Source organism: Streptomyces sp. NPDC037100 (genome assembly GCF_055606225.1).
Genome location: NZ_JBVJSX010000001.1, coordinates 915,387 through 938,313, shown reverse-complemented (window position 1 = coordinate 938,313; position 22,927 = coordinate 915,387). Strand labels below are relative to the sequence as shown.

The window sequence follows — 22,927 nt, the reverse complement described above, 5'->3', positions numbered from 1 at the left end:
GAAGTCACCGGTCCCTTCCGGAGGGTGATCCTGTATAACGAACGAAAGGGCATACACGCGTACGGGAGGAGGGGGCGGCCGATGAACCGGAGCTGGGCGACGCTGCGTCCGGCCCTCGCGCTGCTCTTCCTGCTCGTCGAGGTGGCGCTGCTCGACACCGGCAGCCTCTCCGCCACCGTCGCCCTCGCCGCCACCGCCGCGGCCTCTTCCGCCCTCGCGCTCTGCGCCGTCGTCGCCTCCCGCTGCGCGCCCGCCGTGCCGCGCACGCGGGTGCGTACGGCCATCCGCGACCGGGACCGGCGTACGGCCTTCCTGCCCCAGCGCGATCCCGACGCCCGAGGACGCACCCGGCCCCGGGCACCCGGTCACGCCCTCCGGGCGACCGTCGCGTAGGGGACACCTCCACACCTGAAGTGACCCCGCGCGGGTCGTCATGCCGCTTTGACCCACTTCCGGCACGACGAGACCCCCGGAGGGCTCACCCATGTCCGTCTTCGCCAACCTGGTCGAGCACCTCGCCGACCTGCTCCAGCCGCTGTTCGGCGCCTCGGCCGCCGCCGCGGCGATCGTCCTGTTCACCGCGCTCGTACGCCTCCTCGTCCACCCCCTGTCCCGGGCCGCCGCACGCGGCCAGAAGGCCAGGACCGCGCTCCAGCCGAAGATCGCCGAGCTGCGGAAGAAGCACGGCAAGAACCCCGAGAAACTCCAGAAGGCCGTGCTGGAGCTGCACGCCGAGGAGAAGGTGTCGCCGTTGGCCGGCTGCCTGCCGGGGATGCTCCAGATCCCCGCGTTCTTCCTGCTCTACCACCTGTTCTCCAGCGACACGATCGGCGGCGAGGCCAACGGGCTGCTCGGCCACCAGCTGTTCGCCGCACCGCTCGGGGAGCGGTGGGAGGACGCGCTCGACGGCGGCCTCCTGAGTGGCGCGGGGCTGGTCTACGCCGGGCTGTTCCTGGTCGTCGGGTGCGTCGCCGCGTTCAGCTACCGGCTCAGCAAGCGCATGATGGCCGCGAACCCGGCCGCCCGGGCCGGTGACGGGGAGCAGTTGCCCGGGCTGGGGGCGGTGAGCAGGGTGATGCCGTTCATGTCGTTCTTCACGCTGGTCACCGTGGCCGTCGTACCGCTGGCCGCCGCGCTGTACGTCGTCACCAGTACGACGTGGAGTGCCGTCGAGCGGGCCGTGCTGTACCGGTGACCGGCCGGGCCGGGTCCAGTACGTGAACGGGGTATTGCGGAGTGCACCGCGGGGTTGGAGGATCGGCCGGTCCTCCGATGGCTTTGCCCCGCCGCATCCGGGTCGCGCGCATCGGTCGGGCGCCCGCGATCGAGGGAGACTGATCATGAAGCTGATGCGAGTCGGTACGGCCGGGGCGGAGCGGCCCGCGCTGCTGGACGCCGAGGGGGCCCTGCGGGACCTGTCGGGCGTCGTCGCCGACATCGACGGAGCGCTGCTCGCCGACGAGGAGGCGCTCGGCCGGGTCCGGGCCGCCGCCGACGCCGGTGACCTGCCCGTACTGGACGCCACGGGGCTGCGGGTCGGGCCGCCGCTGGGGCGGATCGGCAAGATCGTCTGCATCGGGCTGAACTACCACGACCACGCGCGCGAGACAGGCGCGGAGCCGCCCGCCGAGCCGGTCGTCTTCATGAAGGCGCCGGACACCGTGGTCGGGCCGCACGACACCGTCCTCGTGCCGCGCCGGGCCCGCAAGACCGACTGGGAGGTCGAGCTGGCCGTCGTCATCGGTCGTACGGCCAGGTATCTGGAGTCCGCCGATGAGGCGCTCGCGCATGTCGCCGGGTACGCCGTGGCGCATGACGTGTCCGAGCGGGAGTTCCAGATCGAGCGGGGCGGGACCTGGGACAAGGGGAAGAACTGCGAGACGTTCAATCCCCTGGGGCCGTGGCTGGTGACCGCGGACGAGGTACCGGATCCGCAGGACCTGTCCCTGAAACTGTGGGTCAACGGCGAGCTGAAGCAGGACGGGACCACGGCCGAGCAGATCTTCCCGGTCGGGGAGGTCGTGCGGTACCTCAGCCAGTTCATGACGCTGTACCCGGGCGATGTGATCAACACCGGGACGCCGGCGGGGGTGGCGCTGGGAGCACCCGAGCCGAAGCCGTTCCTGCGGGCCGGGGATGTCGTGGAGCTGGAGATCGAGGGACTCGGGCGGCAGCGGCAGGAGTTCAAGGACGCGTAGGCGCTCCGCTGGGAGAACCGGGGAACTGCGCCGGCGTGTCGGCTGCGGGCCGTCTGTGGCTCGTCGCGCAGTTCCCCGCGCCCCTGAAGAGGACGTAAGCGCAGCAGGGCTGCCGGCTCGCGGCGCCCCAGGGAGAACGTCAGTCCAGCACGGCTGCCAGCTCGCGCCAGGCCTTCCTCGGGAGGGCGTCCCGCGGTTCGCCGTCCAGGACCTGGAGGGCGACGTGGTCCGCGCCCGCTGCGAAGAAGGCGTCGATCTTCGTGCGGATCGCCGTGTCGTCGCCCCAGGCGAACAGGGCGTCGACCAGACGGTCGCTGCCGCCGTCCGACAGGTCGTCCTCGGTGAAGCCGTGCCGGAGGAAGTTGTTGGTGTAGTTCGGCAGGGGGAGGTAGATCTCCAGGAACTCGCGGGCCAGGGCGCGGGCGCGGGCCGGGTCCGTCTCCGGGACGACGCCCAGCTCCGGGGCCAGCAGCGGGGCCTCGCCCAGGATCTCGCGGGCGTGCGCCGTGTGCTCCGGGGTGACCAGGTACGGGATGGAGCCCGCCGCCCGGTCGCGGGCCAGCCGCAGCGACTTCGGGCCCAGGGCGGCCAGCAGCCGGCGGTCCTCCGGCACCCCGGCGGCGTCCAGGCCGTCGAGGTGGCCGACCAGGGCCGAGTAGGGGCGGGCGTACTGCTCCACCCGCTTGGCGTGGCTCACTCCGAGGCCCAGCAGGAAACGCCCGGGGTGGGACGACTCGAGGTCCGCGAAGGCCGACGCGGCGGCTTCCGGCTCGTGCTGCCAGATGCTCTGGATGCTGGTGCCGACCCCGATCCTCGAGGTCGCCTCGATGAGCGGGGCGGCGTTGGCGGCGGAGCTGTTGCCGCCCAGCCAGAGGGCGCCGTAGCCGAGTTCCTCCAGTTCGGCGGCGGCCTCGGCGAGTTCGCCTCGGCGGTCCGGGTCCTCGGAGCGCAGGCCCACGCTCCAGATGCCGTACCGGCCGAGGGTCTCCTTCAGGGGGGTGGTCATCGGTGAGGGTCCCTCCGGTTGGGGCGCCGTGCTTGGTCACGGATACACGGGTACACGGGTGCCAACCGGAGGGTGTCTCCGCTCATTCCGCGAAGGACTCAGCGGTCGAGGAACCGCTCCAGCGCCTCCACCACCATCCGGTGGTCGTCGAGTTGCGGCAGTCCGGAGACCGTCACCGCGCCGATCACGCCCACGCCCTCGACGGTGATCGGGAAGGAGCCGCCGTGGGCCGCGTAGGTGCCGGGGTCGAGGCGCGAGGACTCCTCGAACGTGCCGCCCTTGGCGCGGAAGCGGGCGCCGACCAGGTAGGAGGCGGAGCCGTAGCGCTCGACCACCCGGCGCTTGCGGGCGATCCAGGCGTCGTTGTCCGGCGTGGAGCCGGGCAGTGCCGCGTGGAAGAGCTGCTGGCCGGAGCGGTGGATGTCGATCGCGACGGGGGCCTGCCGTTCCCGGGCCATCTCGACGAGGAGCGAGCCGAGCGCCCAGGCGTCGTCGTACGTGAACTGGCGGAACACCAGGACACGTTCCTGCTTCTCCAGCTCTTCCAGGCTCGGGGTGAGTTCCGGGTGGAACTTCGGGGTGAGCCCCTGGCTGTGGGAGGGGTTGCTCTTGTGGGTCACAGGGTCACCGTCACCTTCTCGAGGGCCGAACGACGAGCGGCCTCCAGGACGTCCAGGGCGGCGGCCGCCTCCCGCGCGGTCACCGGGTTCGGGGCGCCCTCCGACAGGGCCTTCGCCACGGCCGCATAGTAAGCGGGGTAGTCGCCCGGGAGGGTGGGTTCGGCGCGTCCGCCGCCGGTCACCGGGGACTCACCGGAGCCCACGCGGCCCCACAGCGACTCGGGCTCCGCACCCCAGCCGGGGCCGGGGCGCAGACCGTCCCGGAGCGCCGCCTCCTGGGGGTCGAGGCCGTACTTGACGTAACCGGCTGTGGAGCCCAGGACGCGGAATCGGGGGCCGAGTTGGGCGGTCGTCGCGGAGACGTAGAGGTGGGAGCGGACGCCGCCGGTGTGCGTGATCGCGATGAAGGTGTCGTCGTCGGTCTCGGCGCCCGGGCGGCGGATGTCCGTCTCCGCGTACACGGAGGCCGCCGGGCCGAACAGGACCAGGGCCTGGTCGACGACGTGGCTGCCGAGGTCGTAGAGCAGACCCCCGATCTCCGCGGGGTCGCCGGACTCCCGCCAGCCGCCCTTCGGCTTCGGGCGCCAGCGCTCGAAGCGGGACTCGAACCGCCACACGTCGCCCAGCTCGCCCTCGTCCAGCAGCTTGCGCAGGGTCAGGAAGTCGTTGTCCCAGCGGCGGTTCTGGAAGACGGAGAGGAGCAGTCCGCGCTCCTCGGCGAGGGCGGCGAGCGCACGGGCCTCGGCCGCCGTACCCGCGACGGGCTTGTCGACCACGACCGGCAGACCGGCCTTCAGCGCGGTCGTCGCGAGCGGCACGTGCGTCTTGTTCGGGGACGCGATGACGACCAGGTCCAGCTCGGCGGCCCGGTCGAACAGCTCGTCCGGCGCGGCGGCGAGACGTACGTCCGGGAACTCGGCACGGGCCTGCTGCTGCCGTTCCGGGTTCGAGGTGACCACCGTGTCGAGGGCGAGGCCCTGCGTGGCGGCGATCAGCGGGGCGTGGAAGACGGAGCCGGCGAGGCCGTAGCCGACGAGGCCGACGCGGAGAGGCGAGCCGGGGGCTGTGCCGAGGGGTGTGCCAGTCATGCCACCCACTTTCGCAACGCTGTTGCCAAAGTGCAAGCGCCGGGGACAATGGGGGCGTGGACAGGGCGGACGACCGTACGGGCGGAGTGGGCGGCATGCACAGGGCGGGAGCTGCGAGGGCAGCCGGTGCGGCCGGGGCGGGAGCTGTGGGAGCAGCCGGTACGGCCGGGGCGGGAGCTGCGGGAGCAGCCTGTACGGCCGGGGCGGGAGCTGCGGGAGCAGCCGGTGCGGCCGGCGCGGGGGGCGGCGGGGTGAACCTGCTCTCCCTGCGCAGCCACAACGCCGCGCTGGTGCTCGACCTGCTGCGGACCGCCGGGGACGAGGGCATCAGCCGCCTCGAACTCGCCGAGCGGACCGGGCTCACCCCGCAGGCCGTCAGCAAGATCACGGCCCGGCTGCGGGAGGACGGGCTCGCGGCGGAGGCCGGACGCCGGGCATCGACCGGGGGGAAGCCGCGCACCGTGCTGCGGCTGGTGCCGGAGGCCGGGCACGCGGTCGGGGTCCATCTGGACCGGGACGAAGTGCGGGTCGTTCTCGTGGACCTGCGGGGGGCCGTGGTGCGGGAGCGGCGGGCAGCGCTGGATCTGGGGGCGGGGTCCGAGGCCGTACTGGCTGCTGTGCGGGAGGCGGTGGCGGGGGTGCTGCGGGCAGGGGACGGCGACGGGGCCTCCCGGCAGGGGCCGGCCGGGGGTGAAGGAGCCTTGCGGGCGGAGCCGGCCGGGGGCGACCGGGGCGCCCGTCGCGGGCCGATCGGGCTTGACGGGGGCTGTCGGCTGGGGCCGGCCGGGGGTGAAGGAGCCTTGCGGGCGGAGCCGGCTGGGGGCGGCCGGGGCGCCCGGCCCGGGCCGGGCGGACTCGACGGGGGCTGTCGGCGGGGGCCGGCCAGGGGCGACGGGGGCTCGCGGCGCGAGGCGGCCGGGGTGGAGGTGGGCTCCCGGCAGGCGCCGGCCGCGGACGACGGGGGCTCGCGGCGAGAGCGGGCTGGGGCGGACGGGGGCTGTCCGCAGGGGCTCTCCGGGCTCGATCCGGCCCTGCTCGGGGTCGGTGTCGCGGTGCCCGGGCCGCTCGACCACGGCCGGGGGGTGCTGCACCGGGTGACCGGATTCGCCGAGTGGGACGGCTTCCCGCTGCGTGAGGCGCTGGCCGAGCGGTTCGGGGTGCCGGTCGTGGTGGACAAGGACACCAACGCGGCGGCACTGGGCCTCGCCGCCGGAGGTGAGCGCGGCTCCTTCGCGTACCTGCACCTCGGCACGGGGCTGGGGGCCGGGCTGGTCATCGGCGGCAGCGTGCACCGGGGCGCCAGGACCGGGGCCGGGGAGTTCGGCCACCAGGTGATCCAGCTCGACGGCCCGCCCTGCACCTGCGGGGACCGGGGTTGCGTCGAGGCCCTGTGCCTCGGTGCCGTGGCGCGCGGAGATCTGGACGAGGCGGCGCGGGTGCTGGGGGCCGGTGCGGCGAACCTCGTCGGGCTGCTCGACATCGACGTCGTCCTGCTCGGCGGCCGTACGGTGGCGGCGGCGCCGGATGCCTTCGTGGGCGGGGTCGGCGCGGTGCTGGAGGCGAGGGCCCGGCGCACGGGCCAGGACGCCGTACCGGTACGCGTCACGGCCGGGGGAGACGGGGCCGTGGCGGTGGGGGCGGCTCAGCTGGTGCTGGGGCCGGTGTTCGGGCGCGGGGACGGTTGAGACGGGGGGAAGATCCTGGCCAGGTGGTAGTCCAGCACCGTTCGTACGCCCGCGAGGGAACGGCGTTCGTGCACGACGTCCAGGCCAAGCCCGACCGCTCCCGACACCAGGAGGTCGGCCTCGTGAGCCGGGTCGACGCCGGGGGCCGTACTCCCCGCCGCCGCACCGGCCGCGATGATGTCTGCGACGAGCCCTTCCAATGGCTGCTCGGCCGCCAGGAAGACCGCCGCGAGTTCGGGATCGGTCAGACTGCGCGCGTAGTACGCCGTGAACACGCGCAGCGCGAAGGTGCGTTGCCCGTCCAGCGGCAGGAACTCGTCCAGCACCGCCCGCAGCAGCGCGCAGGGGTCCGTCATGTCGTACGGGATGCGCGCCCGGGCCAGCCGCTCGTTCTCCTCGTGCAGCAGGCGCAGCGCGGCGACCAGGAGGGCGTGCTTGGAGTCGAAGTGGTACTGCACGACCCGCAGTGACACCCCAGCCTCCACCGCGATCCTGCGCATGCTCGCCGCGTCCAGGCCCTGCCCGGCGGCGATCCGCCACACCGCCTCAGCGATCCGGCGACGCTGCCGCGCTGCGACGTCCGTCGGCCGGGACGCAGGGGGTGTGCCGGGCTCGGGCAGCGGCTGCCTGCGGCGGCGGTAGGCCCGGGCCTGGCAGCTCCGGGAGCAGTAGACGGGGGGACGGCCCCGGCCCGGACGGGCAAGAGCCGTGCCGCACACCGGGCAGGCCCGCTTTCTTTCGTCACGCACTGTTTCACGATAGCGCGTTGAGAAAGTGTGACGTAAGTGCAGGATTGCCAGCTATAAGGGGCGGATTCGCTGACGTCGATTGATACGTTCGTAACGTCACGCGCCACGGAAAGGGAGGCCGGTGAAGTACGACGTCTTGCAGGTTTTCGGCATGCTGCTGCTGGCGGTGTGCGTCCAGGGGCTCGCCCGGCTCCTCATCGACGACGAGCGAGGCCTCCTGGGCGCACTGCCCGGCGGCTTCGTCCCACTGCTGGTGACCTACGCGGTCCTCACCGCGATCGGCGTCGTCCTCGCGAGTTGGGCCCACACCCGCGCGAAGGCCCTGGGGCGCCGCTGAGGCCCGGGCCGCCGTCAGGCCCTGTCCGCCGACCGGGCGGATCCGCGCCGCCGTTCGGGGCCGGTTCGCGGCGGTGTCGTCTCATGAGCCTCTCCGCTCGGAATGTCACATCATCATGCGACTTTGCACGCCCGCTCACTTGTGCCTGGCGGCGGCAGCGGCGGCTGCCGTCCTGCTTCCCGGTGCTCATCCGGCGCACGCGAAGGCCCCGCCGCCCGCCTGTGCCGCGCCCGACGACCACACCTTCCCGCTCACCACCCGCATCCACGGCGGCCCGGACTCCTACACGGCCGGTGGCGGATTCGGGACCTGGTCCGTCGACCTGACCAACACGACCGACCGGACCTGCACAGGGATCCACCCCGTCGTCGTGCTCGTCGACGGCAAACGGGCCCTGGAGCCGTCCCAGCCCCGCCTCGAGTTCTTCGAGGGGGCGCACGCCCACCCCGTGCGGTTCGAGAAGACCGGAGAGGACGAACTCGTCGGGGCGTTCGCCGACGAGGAGGACGGCTTCGCCGGGTTCACCGTCGGACCGGGCGACACCGTCACCGTGAAGGTGCGGCTCACGCTCACCTCGGACGCCGTGCCCAACGAGGTCACGGCCAACGCCGCGGTCGTGCAGCGGCACGACGACGACGGCGACTGGGTCGGGCAGTCGAACGACTACCGGTTCCGCATCGACGACGGCGGGTCGGGGACCGGCACCGACACGGACACCGACACGGACACCGACACCGACACCGACACGGGTACGGAATCGCGCCCCGACCCCGAGGCCTCCGTCCCGCCCCGCGAGGACCGTTTCCCGTTCGCGGAGGAACTGGCCCGGACCGGCGCCGGCACCCGGGTCGCCGCGGCCACCGCGGTCCTGCTGCTCGCCGGCGGCGCGGCACTGCTCGTCGCACGCCGCCGCCGCGGAGATTCACCGGAAGGACCCTAGGCAGGCCGTCCCGCCAGTCGGGACGCCGTACGCGGACCGTTCCGCAAGATCCCGCCACTGTCTAGGCTGGGTCGCACGCTGGACCGCGTACGGCAGGAGATCCCGCACATGGCAGACCGCAAGCCCATCGAATCGTGGCTCACCGACATGGACGGTGTGCTCATCCACGAGGGCGTGCCGATCCCCGGCGCAGACGCCTTCCTGAAGAAGCTGCGCGAGTCCGGGAAACCCTTCCTGGTCCTCACCAACAACTCGATGTACACCCCGCGCGACCTGCACGCCCGGCTGCGCCGCATGGGTCTGGAGGTGCCGATCGAGTCCATCTGGACCTCGGCCCTGGCCACCGCTCAGTTCCTGGACGACCAGCGGCCGGGCGGATCGGCGTACGTCATCGGCGAGGCCGGGCTGACCACCGCGCTGCACGACATCGGCTACATCCTGACCGACCACGAGCCGGACTACGTCGTCCTGGGCGAGACCCGTACGTACTCCTTCACGGCCATGACGAAGGCGGTGCGGCTCATCCTCGGCGGCGCCCGGTTCATCTGCACCAACCCCGACGAGACGGGCCCCTCCACCGAGGGACCGCTGCCCGCGACCGGCGCGGTGGCCGCGCTGATCACCCAGGCGACCGGCAAGAAGCCGTACTTCGCGGGCAAGCCCAACCCGCTGATGATGCGGACCGGGCTGAACGCCATCGGGGCGCATTCCGAGACCAGCGCGATGATCGGCGACCGCATGGACACCGACGTGCTGGCCGGCATGGAGGCCGGGATGCAGACGTTCCTGGTGCTCACCGGCCTGACCCGGCCCGAACAGGTCGAGGACTTCCCGTACCGGCCGTCGCAGGTCTTGGACTCGATCGCGGACCTCGTCGACCGGGTCTGACGCCCGGCCCGGCGGCTGGCGGGCTCAAACCCCAGGTCACCCGTACGGAGCAGCCGCCGCGTCCCTGAGGATGCGGCGGCCCACCGGGCGGGGGAGGCTCCAGGCAACTGGAGGTTCACGATGGGTTCCCTGAGAGTCACTGTCTGTACGAGCGTCCTGGCCGTCGTCGCCCTCACACCGGCGGCCTACGCGGTGGACGCGGGGAGTGTCTCGGTGACCCCGGCGCGCCCCGCCCCCGGCAGTGACGTCACGCTCCGCGTGACCGGCTGTGCCCAGCGAACGGCCGTGGCCGCCTCGGCGGCGTTCGTCGCGGACGCGCGGCTCACCGTCGCAGGCGCCGACGAGCTCGTCGGCGACAGCCGCGTCCGCTCCACGCTCAAGGCGGGTTCGTACGCCGTGCGGGTCACCTGCGGTGCCACGCGTCGGACCGGCACGTTCACCGTCCGGGACGGCGAGGCGGGACCCCCCGTGGCCCCGTCGGCCGCCGTGCCCGGAGCCGGTGGCCAGCCGCCCGCCCCCGGCAAGGGCGGCCGGCCGCCCTTGCCCGAGGGCGGACAGTCGTCCGCGCCCGGCGGCGGCGAGGAGGCGCTCCCCTCCCGCCGGCCCGGCGCACCCGCCTCGCCCGTCGCCCCCGTCCGGGCGGGTGGAGGCGGTGCCGCCGATTCCCTCGCCGCCGAGGAGCGCGGCGCCGGTCCCGGTGCGGCGCAGGGGGTGACCGGACTCGTGCTCGTGGGGGCGGCCGCGGCGGTGGTCCTCGCGCTGCGCGGTGTCCGCCGGGGCCGCGGGACGGACTGACGATGCACGATCGCGATCACGTTCAGAGACGCTTCTCGGGCACCGGCCGCCTGCTGACCGGCATGGCCTGGGTCGTGCTGCTGCTCGGGCTGTGGCTGTGGGGCCGCGAGGTCACCGAGATGCGGCACGGCATCTCGGCGCCCACCACGGGCGACATGGCGGCGGCCGGGCGGCCCCCGGACATCAAGCTGCCGCCGGAACACCGCCCGCTGGGCGACGCGCTGCCGCAGCGCGTCGACATCCCCGGGCTCGGCGTCCAGGCCCCCGTGGTGGCGCGCGGTCTCGACGCACGCGGGGCGCTCGACCCACCGCCGTACGACCAGCCGGGCGTGGTCGGCTGGTACGCCGGCGGGGTCGCGCCCGGGGCGCCCGGTACCGCGCTGATGGTCGGTCATGTCGACACCGAGTCCCGGCCCGCCGTCTTCTACAAGGTCAGTGCCATGCGGCCGGGCCAGACGATCAGGGTGGTCCGGGCCGACGCCAGGATCGCCGAGTTCACCGTCGAGTCCGTCCAGGTCCTCACCCGCGACCGCTTCGACGCCCACCAGGCCTACGGGCCGCGCGAATCGGGCCGGGCCGAACTGCGGCTGGTCACCTGCGGCGGCAGCTTCGACCGTACGACCCGCAGCTACACGGCGAACGTGGTCGTCTCGGCGTACCTGACGGGAACCGGCCCCTAGGCAGTGCCCGGCACGGTGCGGCCACCCGGCCCGGTCGACGGCCCGCTCCCCCTGAAGCCGCCGACCGGGCCGGTCCTCGACCGCGCGCGGGCTGCGGGAGTGACCCGGCGAGCTGCGCGGGAGGCCACGGGGGTCACGGTGGGTGAATCTCTGGCCGAAGGTCGGGCATGTGCTGTGAAGACTTCAGAACCAAAGGGCCGCCCCGGCCCAGAGGTCGGATAACACCACGTCCCGATACGGTGGCGCTGCGTCATCGCGTCGGCGGGGTTCGCCTCGTGGGCGTCGCGGGACGTATGTCAGGATTGAGACTTGGAACGGTGCACCCAAGGGGGAGTTGGATGTACGGCAGCAGGGGGGCCGGGGCGTTCGCCAGGAGGCGGATGTCCGCAGTGGTGCTGGGGGCGGCACTGCTGGTGACGGGGTGTTCCTCCTCCGATGGAGGAGACGGATCGGACGAGCGTGGCGACACGGGCGCCGGGATCACCCAACAGCCCAAGGAAAAGGCCCCCTTCTGGGTCAATCCGGACGGGACGGCGGCCCGGGAGGTCGCCGCCCTGGAGAAGTCGGGCAAGAAGCAGGACGCCGAGCAGATCCGCAAGATCGCCGAGCAGCCGGTCGCCGAGTGGGTCGGCCCGGACGACCCGCAGGAGCAGACCCGGGGCTTCACCGAGGCCGCCGACAAGGCCGGTCGCACGGCCCTGCTCGTCCTCTACAACATCCCGCACCGCGACTGCGGCCAGTACTCGCAGGGCGGCGCCGCCGACGGCAACGCCTACCGCGAGTGGCTCGACGGCGTCGCCGCGGGCATCGGCGACCGGCCCGCCACGGTCGTCCTGGAACCGGACGCCCTGCTGCACCTGGTCGACGGCTGCACCCCGGAGCAGTTCCACGAGGAGCGCTACGACCTCCTCAAGGGCGCCGTCACCAAGCTGAAGTCGCTGAAGAACACGAAGGTCTACCTGGACGCGGGCAACGCCGGCTGGCAGAACCCCGACCAGATCTTCGAGCCGCTGAAGTGGGCCGGTATCGAGAAGGCCGACGGCTTCTCGGTCAACGTCTCCAACTTCTACTCCACCGACGACTCCATCGCCTACGGCAAGCGGCTCTCCGCCAAGGTCGGCGGCAAGCACTTCGTCATCGACACCAGCCGCAACGGCAAGGGCCCTTACAACGACGGCAAGCCCGACGAGCGCTGGTGCAACCCGCCGGGCCGCTCCCTCGGGGAGACCCCGACGACGAAGACGGCGGACCCGCTGGTCGACGCGTACCTGTGGGTGAAGCGGCCCGGCGAGTCGGACGGCGAGTGCAAGGGCGGCCCGAAGGCGGGCCAGTGGTGGGCGGACTACGCGCTGAAGCTGGCGAAGGCCACCGGCTGACCCGGCCGGCCCGGGCGGCCGACGCACCGGCTCATGGACAAGGGGCGCCCTCCTCGCGGAGAGCGCCCCTTCGTCGTGCCGTCGGCCGTCAGGGCACCTTGACCCACTGAGCCTTGCTCGGAGTCCCGTCCGCGTCCGTCACGAACAGCATGTACCAGCCCGCCTGGACCAGGTTCCGGTTCTCCGGCACGGTGACCTTCAGCTTGTCACCGGACGCCTTGAAGTCCAGGGCGATCGACCGCTGGTCGACGTCCGTGACGTGCGTGGCGGCGCTCGGCCGGATCAGCCGGACCTTCTTGACCCTCGCCGCGTCCGACGAGGTGAACGTCCCCGTACCGCCGCGCTCGATGGTCTGCGGGCCCCCCGCCAGCGAGGGCCGGTCCCCGTCGCCGTACAGGTAGGGCGGCGTGTAGATCTCGATGCGCTGCTCGAACTCGCCCGGCTTGGTGTTGGCCTTGTCGGCGTACAGCGAGTCGGAGCCGAAGAACATCACGCGTCCGTCGGGCAGCAGGATCGACCCGGAGTGGTAGTTGCGGCCCACGAGCGGGTCGGCGACGCGCCTGAGCTCGTTCTTCTCCGTGTCGTAGAGCCGCGCCTCGAAGATGTTGGAGTCGCCGCGACCGCGGTAGTCCTCCGAGCCGCCGGAGATCAGCACGCTGTCGTCGGGCAGGATCGAGGCGTTCGGGTAGCGCGTGCCCTTGTCCAGGGACGGGCCGTCGACGAAGCGCGGGTTCGCCTTCTTCAGGTCGACGATCCGGGTCTTCTCGCTGGACTTCTCGGACTCGCCGACGCCACCGCCGCCGACCACCATGTACTTCTCGTCCTGCGCCGGCGGCAGCAGCACCGTGCCGGACGTCTCCATCAGAGTGGGGTCGCTCAGGCCCGGGACCTTCTTGAACTTGTTGGTGTCCACGTCCCAGACGCCCGGCTCACGGCCGACGTTGTCCGGCCCGTAGCCCGCGTTGGAACCCGAGTAGAAGACCTTGCCGTTCTGCATGAGGAACAGCGCCGGGTAGGTCGGGAACTGCCGGACCTTGTCCGTGTAGGTCCACTTCTTGGTCTTCGGGTCGAAGACCTCGTTCTTGCCCGGGACCAGCTGGCCGATGTCGTCGAGCCCGGAGACGCTGAGGATCTTCCCGTCGCTCAGGGTGGTGAGCGTCGGGTACCAGCGGGCCTCCTTCATCGGGTCGACCTTGATGTACTTCTCGGCCACCGGGTCGAACTCGAAGGCGTCCCGGATGCCCTGGAAGTCCTTCTTGTCGAGGGCGAGTTTCTGCGCGATGCCGTAGGTGTTCTTGGCGTCGGCGCCCTTCAGGCCGTGCACGCGGTAGTTGTCCTGCGTGCCCGTCTCGAACTTCTTGCCCCGCTTCTGCGCCTCGACGTAGATCCGGCCCAGGCCGGGGTCGTTGCGCAGGAATCTGCCGGTCGCCTTGTCGAAGACCTTCTTCGCGCGCGGTACGAGCACCGGGTCCTTGGAGACGAAGGTCTTGCCGTTCTTCTTGCCGGTGAACGTGGTGCCGGCCGGCAGGGTGATCGGCTTGTCCGGGTTCTCGTTGTGGACGATCATCAGGCCGCCGGCCTTGGTGACGTCACCCTGGAGCTTCTCGTAGCGTTTGGTGCCGCCCGCGATCAGCAGATTGCCGTTGGCGAGCTGGGTGTGGCCGGTGCAGAACAGGTCGGCCGGCGTGGGGACCTTCTTGACGGTGCCTTTGAGCGGGTCCCAGATCCGGGTGTCGAACCTCTTCGCGTCGAAGTTGTCCTGGTCGTTGCCCGACCCCGCGACGAGCAGCACCTTGCCGGTGCGCAGCAGCGCCGCGTGGATGGTGTTCTGCCGGTACTCCTCGGGGAAGTCGACTATCTCCCACTTGCCGTTGGCGGCCTTGTACTCCGGCTTGTTGATTGTGTACTGGTGGTATTTCTCGGTGCTGAAGCGGTAGAGCCACGGCCCGTTCATCCCGGCCAGCGCGAGTACCACCGCCGTGCCGATCGCGAGTCGACGGGCCCGGCGGCGGCCTGCACGGTCGTTCATTCCTTACGTCCCCCAAGTCCACCAAGGGCGATCTGCATGGTCTGGTCGGATCCCCCGACCTCCCCGTCTGCGCCCGGGGTGGCGGCCCACGTGGGCTTGTGCTGCGGGGTGTGCCCCGACGGCTGCTGCGGGATGGGCAGCGGCTGCGTCCGGTTCGGTCCCGCAGGGTCCTGCGGCTCTTCCGCCCCCTGGGCGGCGGGCTTCTTCGCGTCCTGCCGCAGCTGCCAGCGCCAGGCGAACACCGGCGAGGCGGTGATCAGCAGCGCGAACGTCGCCCAGATGATCATCGCGGGGTGGGAATGGCCGAACACGAAGCCGGCCGTGATCGACCCACCGAAGATCGCGACGAAGTACCAGTGGTAGCGGAACGTGCCGAACCAGCGGTCCGGGCTCGCCGAGTCGCCCTTGGGCGTGACCACGAACTTGCTCTTGCGCCGCAGCATCGAGTCGATGAGCGCCTTCGCGTACAGCGGCGCCGACAGCGCGGACATCACCATGCCGGCCACACCGCCGGAGCCCTCCGGCTCGTGCGGCGAGACGTTGTGCCGGCGGTTCCAGACGTACAGGCCGATCTGCAGGGCGGAGGCGTTGCCGTAGAGCATCAGCCAGACCGCCGGGTCGATGTTCACACCCGAGGCGCCCAGGCCCAGGAACAGGCAGCAGCTCAGCGCCGCCAGGATCCAGTTGAGGGCCGACATCGGGTAGAAGATGATCATCATCGTGTAGTTGAAGAGCTTGCTCGGCGGCAGCGAGTACCAGCCCTTCCAGTACTGCCCGATGATCGTCTCGTACGTCCCTCGCGACCAGCGCATCTGCTGGGTGAAGAAGTCCGTCCAGGCGCTCGGGCCCTCACCGACCGCGAGCACGTCCGGCGTGTACACCGAGCGCCACTTCCTGCCCGTCGCCGGGTTCTTGTGGCGGTGCATCTCGAAGCCGGTCGCCATGTCCTCGGTGATCGAGTCGTACAGACCGCCGATCTGCTTCAGCGCCTTGATGCGCACCGCGTTGGACGTGCCGACGAACATGGGGGAGCCGTAGCGGTTGCCGGCGCGCTGGATCAGCGCGTGGAAGAGGAACTGCTGCGACTCGGCGGCCTTGGTGATGGGGTTGTCGTAGTTGCCGTAGACCTGCGGGCCGATGACGAAGCCGACGTCCGGGTCGCGGAAGAAGCCGAGCATCCGCTCCAGGTAGTTGGGCAGCGGCACGTGGTCGGTGTCGACCGAGGCGAAGAAGTCGTAGTCGTCGCCGTGCGCCTCGAGCCAGGCGTTGTAGTTGCCGTGCTTGGTCTTGGCGCGGTGCGGGCCCTTGGCCTGGTTCCACTTTGCGACGCCCTTGCGGGAGAAGTGGTGCACACCGAGGCGCTCGCAGACCGCCTTCACATCGGGGTCGTCGCCCTCGTCGAGCAGCCACACGTGCATCAGGCCCCGGTGGCGGATCCTGACGGCCGCCTCCAGGGTCTTCGTCACCATCTCCAGCGGCTCCTTGCCGGGCACGAAGGAGGTGAGGAAGGCCACTCTCGTGCCGGTCTCGGGGACCACCGGGATCGGGTCGCGGGCCACCAGCGTGGCGTGCGCGTTGGACAGCACGTTCATGCAGCGGAAGAACTCGATCAGGCCGATCGAGACGAGCATCACCATGTCGAGCGCGGGCAGCCAGTCGAAGGCCGGGTAGTCGCGCTCGGTCCAGTGCTCGGGCTGGAGCAGCCAGAACAGCAGCACCAGGGACAGCACCGGGGCCGCGGCCAGCATCAGGGCGACCCGGATGCGGTGCGGCTCCTGTGAGATGAGCGAGCGGTACTGCACCTTGTACGGCTTGTTCGGATCCGGCTGGGTGAGGGGACCAGCGAGCCGGCTGTAGTGCTCGTAGTCGTATCTCGGCAGCGTTTTCTTGATCCGCCGGAACGTCCCCGTCGTGCTCATCCGGTGTGCCGGCACCCTGAGCTGGGTCGTCTGGGACGGGTCGTTTTCCTGCCGGGCACCCGTGGGCCTCGACGTCATGAGTCATCCCCCCACACGCGGACAGCCGCGTGTTTCGTAGCTTCCTACCGCCTGCTGCTGGTCCCCCTCGACCTTCACAGACGTATCAGTGGTGGGTCGCAGTCACCACGTCATCCACACCCTATAGACACGGCAACGCGACCTTCCGGTTGCATGATGCCCCCCACGGCATCGGGTTCATGAACGGGGCCCCTATCCCCGCCCAGTCCGCAACCGGCTCCGAATCCCCCCAACTGCCGCGAAATCGCGGCATCCTGTAAAACCAGAAAACCAAGGTTCTACGGCGCTCATCATGATCGCAAGATGCGAAACACGGTGGTTACCGGTCATACGCGTTCATTGTGACGGGTGTGGGGGCCCTGTGGAGACGTTGTCGACAGGCGGGCGCGAATGTTACCGAAGTGCTCTCGTATGGCCTCCTCCGCCCGCATCGAGTCGCCGGACCGCACCGCGTCGAGGATCTCCCGGTGCTGCCGCCAGGTCACCTTCGGGTCCTGCGGCTCGCCTCCCAGGTCCGTGCGGACCCGGTGGAAGGCATCCCAGAACGCCTCCAGGACCTCGCACAGCAACACGTTGTCCAGCCCCCGGTAGAGGGTGGCGTGAAAGGCCCGGTCGGTCTCGGCGAGGCCGGCTCCGCGCGCTGCCTGCTCTTCCATACGGTCGACGAGCGCGTCCAGTTCAAGGAGGTCCGCTTCCGGCATCCGCCCGGCGAGCCGGGACACGAGCCCCGTCTCCACCGCCTCCCTCAGCTCCAGCAACTGGAGCAGGGAGTCCTCGCCCCGGTAGTGCCCGGCGACCGTACGGAAGGCGAGACCCTCGATCATCGGGGCCAGGGACATCGGGCCGACATAGGTACCGAAGCCGTGCCGGATCTCCACGATGCCCATCGCCTGGAGCGCCTTCAGAGCCTCCCGCACCGAGTTCCGGCTCGCGCCGAGGTGCTCCATCAGCTCGGGCTCGGTCGGCAGCGGGGCCCCGGAGGCCAGCCGGCGGTCGATGATGAGCTTCTTGATCCGCTCCTGTAGGTCACGCGCTGCCATGGCCAGAGGGTATCCGGCCAGGCCCGAACGGGGACCTCGAAAGGACATACAGCGGCATACAAAAAGCCCCCCGCTTCCGCGAGGGGCCTTCCGGTCGGTGCGCCGCCAGGGACTCGAACCCCGGACCCGCTGATTAAGAGTCAGCTGCTCTAACCAACTGAGCTAGCGGCGCCTGCTGACGTCGTAACCCTACAGGACGTCGAGAGGTGCTCCTGACCACCGCCCGGGGGTGCGGGCCCCGGCGAGGCGCTCGCGTACATCATTCGGACCGTCAGCATGCGCGCAGGGAAGACAGTTGCGAAACTGGCCAGGCGCGCCCTCCGGTGCCCGGGCGCCGCATTTTCCGCCGGAAGTGTGAGGGGAATCGCATGGAGTCGCCGGTATTCGAGGAAATCGACCCTGCGAGCGACTGCGACTGCCCGGGCTGCGTCCACTGGCGCCGCGCTCTCCCGCATTCCTGGGCCGGCCGCGCAAGCGCCCACCCGGCGGCGCACCGGGCTCTCGCCCTGGCCGCCGTGGCCTCCGCCGCCCTCGGCGCGGGCCACACCGTACCGGCCGCAGCGGCCCCGCACGCCCCGCACCGACCGGGCATTCCCGCAGGTGACGAGCCCGATACCCCTCAGGGTGCGACGTCCCCGCTGCACGGCCCCCCAGGTCTTCCGCCAGAGCCCTCCGCCGCCCCCGAGCCCACTGCCATCACTCGCGCGGAGATCATCAACAGGGCCAAGACCTGGGTCGCCGCGAAAGTGCCGTACAACATGAGCGCCTACTGGTCCGACGGTTACCGGCAGGACTGTTCGGGCTATGTATCGATGGCCTGGCGGCTGCCCGGAAATGAATGGACGGGCAGCCTCGCGGCGTACGGGGAGAAGATTTCCAAGGAGGAACTCCAGCCGGGCGACATTCTGCTGTTCCACAATGCGTCCGACCCCGAGAAAGGTTCGCATGTCACCATTTTCGGCGGCTGGACGGACAGCACGCACACCTCCTACACCGCCTACGAGCAGACCCCACCGCACACCCGCCGGCAGTCCACCCCGTACGCCTACTGGAACAACTCCGACCGGTACGTGCCCTACCGCTACAAGGGCGTCACCGCGCAGGAGTCGGTCTCCGGGAAGGACGACGGACAGGCCGGCGCCCCGGCCGCCACTCCGTACCCGGGAGCGGTGTATTTCGGCCCCGGCGCGAACAACAAGTACGTCACGCAGCTCGGCCGCATGCTCGTCGCACGCGGGGCGGGCGGCGCGTACGCGTCGGGCCCGGGGCCGCGCTGGACCGATGCCGACCGGCGGGCGACCCGGGCGTTCCAGCTGGCCCAGGGCTGGACCGGCGCGGAAGCCGAGGGGCTGCCCGACCCGCGCACCTGGGAGCTGCTGGTCACGGCCCAGGGCGAGGACGTGAAGGACGGGGCGGTCGGCCCGCCGCCCGCCTCCCACGGGGTCCCCGGCTACCCGGGGCGGGCGCTGTTCCGCCCCGGCGCGAACAACATCTACGTCACCCAGCTGGGCGATCAGCTCGTACGGAAGGGGTTCGGCAGGTTCTACCGGATCGGACCGGGGCCGGCCTGGAGCGAGGCGGACCGGCGCGGCGTCGAGGCCTTCCAGCGCACCCAGGGCTGGCGGGGCGGCGCGGCGGACGGCTATCCGGGCCCGGAAACCTGGCGGCGCCTCTTCTCGTAGGACCCCGAGGTCCCTCGGCCCCCTCCGGGGCCCCCATCCCGGTCGGGCCCCCGAGGGTCCCGCATCCGGGACCACCGTTGTGACGCATCTGGCGCGGAGGCTGGAGGCACGCATGAGTACGACCACTTCCCACACGTCCGAGTCCGACGGGCCGGGCGACGGACCGGCCCGGCCCGCCCGGCTCATCCAGAACGAGGCCACCACCGAGATCCCCGTCCACCTGCTCTTCCGCGACGACCCCGACCCCGCACCGGTGCCGGTGAGGCCGGCGGTCGTCGGCCGCAGGCAGGGCACGGGGGAGCAGCCGCGCCTCAGGCGCCCGGCCGCCGCCCCGAAGCGCCCGGTGCCGGAGGTCGACCCAGGGCTGGTGGAGCGGCCCGCGCGGGTGCTGCCCGGTGCCGCGGGCGTCCTGGCCGGGGCCTGTGGCGCGGCCGGGTGCGTGGCCACCTCCTGGTGGGCGGGGGTGCTGCCGCCGCTGGCGCTGGAGGCGCTGCGGCTGCCCGCGTACGCCGGGGCCGGGCTCGGCCCCGCGCAGTGGGCGGCGTACGCGGGGGCCGGGGCGCTCGGGCTGTTCGGGCTCGGCGGGCTGGCCCGGGGACGCACCGGGCGGGCCTGGGTGCTGGACCTGTTCGGCCGCTACCGGGGGACCGTCCGGCGCTCCGGCCTGCTGTGGGTCAACCCGCTGCTGCTGCGCCGCCGGGTGGACGTACGGCTGCGGCACTGGCGCAGCGAGCCCGTGCCCGCGGTGGACGGGGGCGGGGTCGCGCTGCGGGTGGTCGTGCTGGTGGTGTGGCGGGTGCGGGACACCGCCCGGGCCATGCTGGGCGTCGAGGACCACGAGGCGTATCTGCGTGAGTGCGTCGCGGCGGCGTTGGCGCGGGTGCCGGTGGAGATGCCGGGCGGGCCGCGGGGCGCCGGGGACACGGCTGCCGAGGCGCTGACCCGGCTGGTGGCGGCGGACGCGGCCCCGGTCGGCCTCGAGGTGTTCTCGGTGCAGCCGGTGCGGGTGGAGTACGCCCCCGAGGTGGCCGCCGCCATGCACCGCCGCCGGATCGCCGCGCTGGACGCGCAGCACCGGGCGAGCGTGCTCACCTCTGTCGTGGACTCGGTGGAGGACACGGTGACCCGGCTGACGATGCGGGGGCTGGTCGAACTCGACGACTACGAGCGGAAGGTGCTGGTGAAGGACCTGACGGTGGCGTTCTGCGCCGGCCGGGGAGAAACAGCCCCGTGATTGGTATGGACATGTTCAACCAGTGCCCATAATCTCGAACTTGGTCTAGACCTACATGCACGGCTCACCGAACCTCCCCCACGTTCTCCAGGAGCGGCAGCATGCGTACCAGGACCAAGTTGTCCGCAGCCGCGGTGGGACTGGCCACGACCGGAGCCCTCGTGTTCTCCTCCGGCGGTGCCAGCGGCCACGGCTACACCGACCTCCCCATCAGCCGGCAGAAGCTCTGCCAGAACGGCACCGTGACCAACTGCGGCTCGATCCAGTGGGAGCCGCAGAGCGTCGAGGGCCCGAAGGGCTTCCCGGCCTCCGGCCCCGCCGACGGGCAGATCTGCAACGCCGGCCTCGGCCAGTTCAGCCAGCTCAGCGCACCGCGGACGCCGTCCGGCGGCGCCTGGCCCGCCACCAGGGTGACGGGCGGCCAGAACTACACGTTCCGCTGGCAGTTCACGGCCATGCACGCCACGACCGACTTCAAGTACTACGTCACCAAGCCGGGCTGGAACCAGAACCACAACCTGGCCCGCTCCGACCTCAACCTCACCCCGTTCTTCACGGTGCCGTACAACGGGCAGCGCCCGCCGTCCACGCTCTCGCACAGCGGCAGGCTGCCGACCGGGCTCAGCGGCCGGCACGTCATCGTGGCCGTGTGGACGATCGCCGACACGGCCAACGCGTTCTACGCCTGCTCGGACGTGACCTTCTGAGCCCTTCCGAACCTCTGAGCTTCTCTTGAGTCACCGCTGCGGCCGGTGTGGGTAAGTTCCTGCCACGCCGGCCGCTCGAAGGCCGCCCAGGGCATCGGGGGAGCTCATGGAAGCCTTGTTCTACATCGTGCCCACGCTCATGATCGCGGGCGCTTCCTGTGCCGTGGTCGTGGTGATCCGCCGCTCCGTGCGGATCAGCCGCGCCTGGAACAGCGGCCTGACCGCCGAGGCCCGCTGTCTGCGGTCGTACACCACGACGAGTGGGGGCGGCGACAGCTCGGTGCACACCACTCTGCACCACGTGTACGCGTTCACCACGCGCGACGGCCGGGGCGTCCGCTTCGAGGAGCACGGCGGGCCGGGGACGACCCTCGAGGGCGACATCGTCACCGTGCACTACCCGGCGGACCACCCGGAGCGCGCCACGGCCAGGCCCCCGGCGCAGGGGAAGCTCGTCGCGGGCACGGGATGTCTGCTCGCCTTCCTCGGCACGTTCATCCTCTTCGCCATCGGCTTCATGGCGGTGACGTACACGATGTTCTCCGCCGTGGGCGACTTCCTGCAGCCGTAGCGCTCCACACCTGACGCTGCGTCGGCTACCGTGCGCGCCCATGGACTCCAGGGCGAGCACGGTCGCGGAACTCATCGCCGCCCGGTGGGGCGACCACCGCCCCGGCCTGCGGTACGAGGACCGGACTCTGACGCACCACGAGGTGGCGGCCGCCCGGGCAGGGGGCGTACCGCAGGCTGACCGAAGGGGATCCGAGACGTGCTGAGGGGCCCCTCGCTCCCACGAGAGGCCCCTCATCCGTGCGCCGCCAGGGACTCGAACCCCGGACCCGCTGATTAAGAGTCAGCTGCTCTAACCAACTGAGCTAGCGGCGCATGACTCTCGCCCCCCTGGCGGAATCGTGTTCCGCGGTGGGCGACGAGAAAATACTACCCAATGCCGGGGGGTGCTCCGGACCACCCGGCGCAGGGCTAGATCGTCATCGAGAGCAGCACCGGTGCCGCGTGGCGGTTGAGGGTGTCCGCGGCCTGGCGCAGGCGGTGGGCGTGCTCGATCGGGAGGGACAGGGCCAGGCAGCCGACGGAGGAGCCGGCCGTGATCGGGACGGCCGCGCAGACTGTGCCGATCGCGTATTCCTGGAGGTCCAGGACGGGGACGGTGGGCGGTTGCGCCTCCAGGCGGGAGAGCAGGAGCCGGTCGCTGGTGATGGTGCGCGAGGTGAGGCGGGCCATCTTGTGCCGGGCGAGGTGGTCGCGGCGGCCGGCGTGGTCGAGCTGGGTGAGCAGGCTCTTGCCGATGGCGGTGGCGTGGGCCGAGGAGCGGAAGTCGACCCACTCGTTGACCGCGGGCGCCGACGGGCTGTCGGCGTACTGGGTGATGCTGATCTCGCCGTCGACGTACCGGCTCATGTAGACGGCGGCGCCGACCGAGTCCCGCAGCCGGTCCAGGGCGCGCTGGAGCTTGTCGCGCAGGGCCTGCTCGCGGTGGTGGGCGGAGCCGAGGCGGGCCAGGGTCTCGCCCGTGACGTAGGCGCCGTCGGTGATCTGCTCGATGTAGCCCTCGCGGCGCAGCATGCGCAGGAGCGTGGTCAGTCGCTCCGGTGCGATACCGGTGTGCAGGGCTATCTCGGCGTCGGTGACGCCGCTGGTACCGCGCGCCACCGTCTCCAGGACGCGCAGGGCTTCCTGGGCCGAGTGGTACGGGGTGGTCGGCTCGTGCTTCAGCGCCACGGTGGTCTCCCCCTGCGCTTGCTGTAGGGCCGTAATCCGGTCAGTGAACCTCTTCCAGGTTAACCGGCAATGGGCTTGCGGGGAGCGGGGGTTGACAAGATTCCCGGGGCCCCGGACTGGGGCAATGGCACTCTGG

23 protein-coding genes and 2 tRNA genes are annotated in these 22,927 nt (G+C 71.6%); 15 read left to right on the top strand and 10 right to left on the bottom strand.

Annotation, left to right across the window (positions count from 1 at the left end; genetic code table 11):
- The first annotated feature begins 81 nt into the window (after positions 1 to 81).
- The 3 genes from ACZ7EG_RS04295 (at position 82) to ACZ7EG_RS04285 (ending at position 2,198) form a co-directional block, all read left to right on the top strand.
- Positions 82 to 393 (top strand): DUF6412 domain-containing protein, encoded by a 312-nt coding sequence (locus ACZ7EG_RS04295; protein ID WP_366718706.1) that lies wholly within the window; start codon positions 82 to 84, stop codon positions 391 to 393.
- Positions 394 to 484: 91 nt separating this feature from the next.
- Positions 485 to 1,195, top strand: a complete 711-nt coding sequence (locus tag ACZ7EG_RS04290; RefSeq protein WP_471072005.1) for a YidC/Oxa1 family membrane protein insertase — start codon at positions 485 to 487, stop codon at positions 1,193 to 1,195.
- 145 nt (positions 1,196 to 1,340) lie between these two features.
- Positions 1,341 to 2,198: a fumarylacetoacetate hydrolase family protein gene (locus tag ACZ7EG_RS04285; protein ID WP_471072002.1), complete on the top strand. Its 858-nt coding sequence runs from the start codon at positions 1,341 to 1,343 to the stop codon at positions 2,196 to 2,198.
- Between the two features lie 139 nt (positions 2,199 to 2,337).
- Here the strand turns inward: ACZ7EG_RS04285 and ACZ7EG_RS04280 are convergent, their stop codons facing one another.
- From ACZ7EG_RS04280 to ACZ7EG_RS04270, 3 genes are all read right to left on the bottom strand, one after another.
- Complete coding sequence (locus ACZ7EG_RS04280; RefSeq protein ID WP_471071999.1) at positions 2,338 to 3,204, bottom strand: LLM class F420-dependent oxidoreductase; 867 nt, start codon at positions 3,202 to 3,204, stop codon at positions 2,338 to 2,340.
- A gap of 98 nt (positions 3,205 to 3,302) precedes the next feature.
- Positions 3,303 to 3,824 (bottom strand): heme-degrading domain-containing protein, encoded by a 522-nt coding sequence (locus ACZ7EG_RS04275; RefSeq protein ID WP_471071996.1) that lies wholly within the window; start codon positions 3,822 to 3,824, stop codon positions 3,303 to 3,305.
- Positions 3,821 to 4,912: a Gfo/Idh/MocA family protein gene (locus tag ACZ7EG_RS04270; protein ID WP_471071993.1), complete on the bottom strand. Its 1,092-nt coding sequence runs from the start codon at positions 4,910 to 4,912 to the stop codon at positions 3,821 to 3,823. Before ACZ7EG_RS04270 ends, ACZ7EG_RS04275 begins: the two co-directional genes overlap by 4 nt.
- Positions 4,913 to 5,163: 251 nt before the next feature.
- Between ACZ7EG_RS04270 and ACZ7EG_RS04265 the strand changes: the two genes are divergently transcribed.
- On the top strand, positions 5,164 to 6,597 hold the full coding sequence (locus ACZ7EG_RS04265) for an ROK family transcriptional regulator (protein WP_471071990.1): 1,434 nt from the start codon (positions 5,164 to 5,166) through the stop codon (positions 6,595 to 6,597).
- On the opposite strand, the gene ACZ7EG_RS04260 is transcribed toward ACZ7EG_RS04265, so the two are convergent.
- On the bottom strand, positions 6,555 to 7,346 hold the full coding sequence (locus ACZ7EG_RS04260) for a TetR/AcrR family transcriptional regulator (RefSeq protein ID WP_471071987.1): 792 nt from the start codon (positions 7,344 to 7,346) through the stop codon (positions 6,555 to 6,557). The two genes, ACZ7EG_RS04265 and ACZ7EG_RS04260, sit on opposite strands and share 43 nt — an antisense overlap.
- Positions 7,347 to 7,467: 121 nt before the next feature.
- Here ACZ7EG_RS04260 and ACZ7EG_RS04255 point away from each other — a divergent pair, with 121 nt between their 5' ends.
- The 6 genes from ACZ7EG_RS04255 to ACZ7EG_RS04230 all read left to right on the top strand — a co-directional run bounded on the left by ACZ7EG_RS04255 (position 7,468) and on the right by ACZ7EG_RS04230 (position 12,362).
- The gene (locus ACZ7EG_RS04255; RefSeq protein WP_471071984.1) at positions 7,468 to 7,683 is read left to right on the top strand and encodes a hypothetical protein; all 216 of its coding nucleotides are present in this window, start codon (positions 7,468 to 7,470) and stop codon (positions 7,681 to 7,683) included.
- A gap of 115 nt (positions 7,684 to 7,798) precedes the next feature.
- On the top strand, positions 7,799 to 8,623 hold the full coding sequence (locus ACZ7EG_RS04250; RefSeq protein WP_471071982.1) for a hypothetical protein: 825 nt from the start codon (positions 7,799 to 7,801) through the stop codon (positions 8,621 to 8,623).
- A gap of 108 nt (positions 8,624 to 8,731) precedes the next feature.
- Positions 8,732 to 9,511, top strand: a complete 780-nt coding sequence (locus tag ACZ7EG_RS04245) for an HAD-IIA family hydrolase (RefSeq protein ID WP_471071979.1) — start codon at positions 8,732 to 8,734, stop codon at positions 9,509 to 9,511.
- Positions 9,512 to 9,631: 120 nt separating this feature from the next.
- Positions 9,632 to 10,306, top strand: a complete 675-nt coding sequence (locus tag ACZ7EG_RS04240; protein WP_471071976.1) for a hypothetical protein — start codon at positions 9,632 to 9,634, stop codon at positions 10,304 to 10,306.
- 2 nt (positions 10,307 to 10,308) lie between these two features.
- A complete protein-coding gene (locus ACZ7EG_RS04235) occupies positions 10,309 to 10,986 on the top strand; it encodes a class F sortase (protein ID WP_471071973.1) in 678 nt (225 codons plus the stop codon).
- 338 nt (positions 10,987 to 11,324) lie between these two features.
- Positions 11,325 to 12,362 (top strand): glycoside hydrolase family 6 protein, encoded by a 1,038-nt coding sequence (locus ACZ7EG_RS04230; RefSeq protein WP_471071970.1) that lies wholly within the window; start codon positions 11,325 to 11,327, stop codon positions 12,360 to 12,362.
- Positions 12,363 to 12,450: 88 nt separating this feature from the next.
- Here ACZ7EG_RS04230 and glxA read toward each other — a convergent pair whose 3' ends face one another.
- The 4 genes from glxA to ACZ7EG_RS04210 form a co-directional block, all read right to left on the bottom strand.
- The gene (gene glxA / locus ACZ7EG_RS04225) at positions 12,451 to 14,391 is read right to left on the bottom strand and encodes a radical copper oxidase GlxA (protein ID WP_471071967.1); all 1,941 of its coding nucleotides are present in this window, start codon (positions 14,389 to 14,391) and stop codon (positions 12,451 to 12,453) included.
- The gene (locus ACZ7EG_RS04220; RefSeq protein WP_471071964.1) at positions 14,388 to 16,388 is read right to left on the bottom strand and encodes a glycosyltransferase family 2 protein; all 2,001 of its coding nucleotides are present in this window, start codon (positions 16,386 to 16,388) and stop codon (positions 14,388 to 14,390) included. The genes glxA and ACZ7EG_RS04220 overlap by 4 nt, the downstream gene beginning before the upstream one ends.
- A 326-nt stretch (positions 16,389 to 16,714) precedes the next feature.
- Positions 16,715 to 17,428, bottom strand: coding sequence for a FadR/GntR family transcriptional regulator (locus ACZ7EG_RS04215; protein WP_471071961.1), 714 nt, complete (start codon positions 17,426 to 17,428; stop codon positions 16,715 to 16,717).
- A 98-nt stretch (positions 17,429 to 17,526) separates the two neighbouring features.
- A tRNA-Lys gene (locus ACZ7EG_RS04210) sits at positions 17,527 to 17,600 on the bottom strand.
- Positions 17,601 to 17,796: 196 nt separating this feature from the next.
- On the opposite strand from ACZ7EG_RS04210, the gene ACZ7EG_RS04205 reads away from it, so the two are divergent.
- From ACZ7EG_RS04205 to ACZ7EG_RS04185, 5 genes are all read left to right on the top strand, one after another.
- Positions 17,797 to 19,110, top strand: a complete 1,314-nt coding sequence (locus ACZ7EG_RS04205; RefSeq protein WP_471071958.1) for a peptidoglycan-binding protein — start codon at positions 17,797 to 17,799, stop codon at positions 19,108 to 19,110.
- Between the two features lie 112 nt (positions 19,111 to 19,222).
- Positions 19,223 to 20,344, top strand: a complete 1,122-nt coding sequence (locus ACZ7EG_RS04200; RefSeq protein ID WP_471071955.1) for an SPFH domain-containing protein — start codon at positions 19,223 to 19,225, stop codon at positions 20,342 to 20,344.
- A gap of 101 nt (positions 20,345 to 20,445) precedes the next feature.
- Positions 20,446 to 21,051, top strand: coding sequence for a lytic polysaccharide monooxygenase auxiliary activity family 9 protein (locus tag ACZ7EG_RS04195; protein WP_471071952.1), 606 nt, complete (start codon positions 20,446 to 20,448; stop codon positions 21,049 to 21,051).
- 106 nt (positions 21,052 to 21,157) lie between these two features.
- Positions 21,158 to 21,622, top strand: coding sequence for a DUF3592 domain-containing protein (locus tag ACZ7EG_RS04190; protein ID WP_471071949.1), 465 nt, complete (start codon positions 21,158 to 21,160; stop codon positions 21,620 to 21,622).
- Between the two features lie 40 nt (positions 21,623 to 21,662).
- Positions 21,663 to 21,827: a hypothetical protein gene (locus tag ACZ7EG_RS04185; protein ID WP_471071946.1), complete on the top strand. Its 165-nt coding sequence runs from the start codon at positions 21,663 to 21,665 to the stop codon at positions 21,825 to 21,827.
- A gap of 35 nt (positions 21,828 to 21,862) precedes the next feature.
- Here the strand turns inward: ACZ7EG_RS04185 and ACZ7EG_RS04180 are convergent.
- Both ACZ7EG_RS04180 and ACZ7EG_RS04175 read right to left on the bottom strand, forming a co-directional pair.
- A tRNA-Lys gene (locus tag ACZ7EG_RS04180) sits at positions 21,863 to 21,936 on the bottom strand.
- 96 nt (positions 21,937 to 22,032) lie between these two features.
- The gene (locus ACZ7EG_RS04175; protein WP_471071943.1) at positions 22,033 to 22,791 is read right to left on the bottom strand and encodes an IclR family transcriptional regulator; all 759 of its coding nucleotides are present in this window, start codon (positions 22,789 to 22,791) and stop codon (positions 22,033 to 22,035) included.
- Between the last annotated feature and the right edge of the window lie 136 nt (positions 22,792 to 22,927).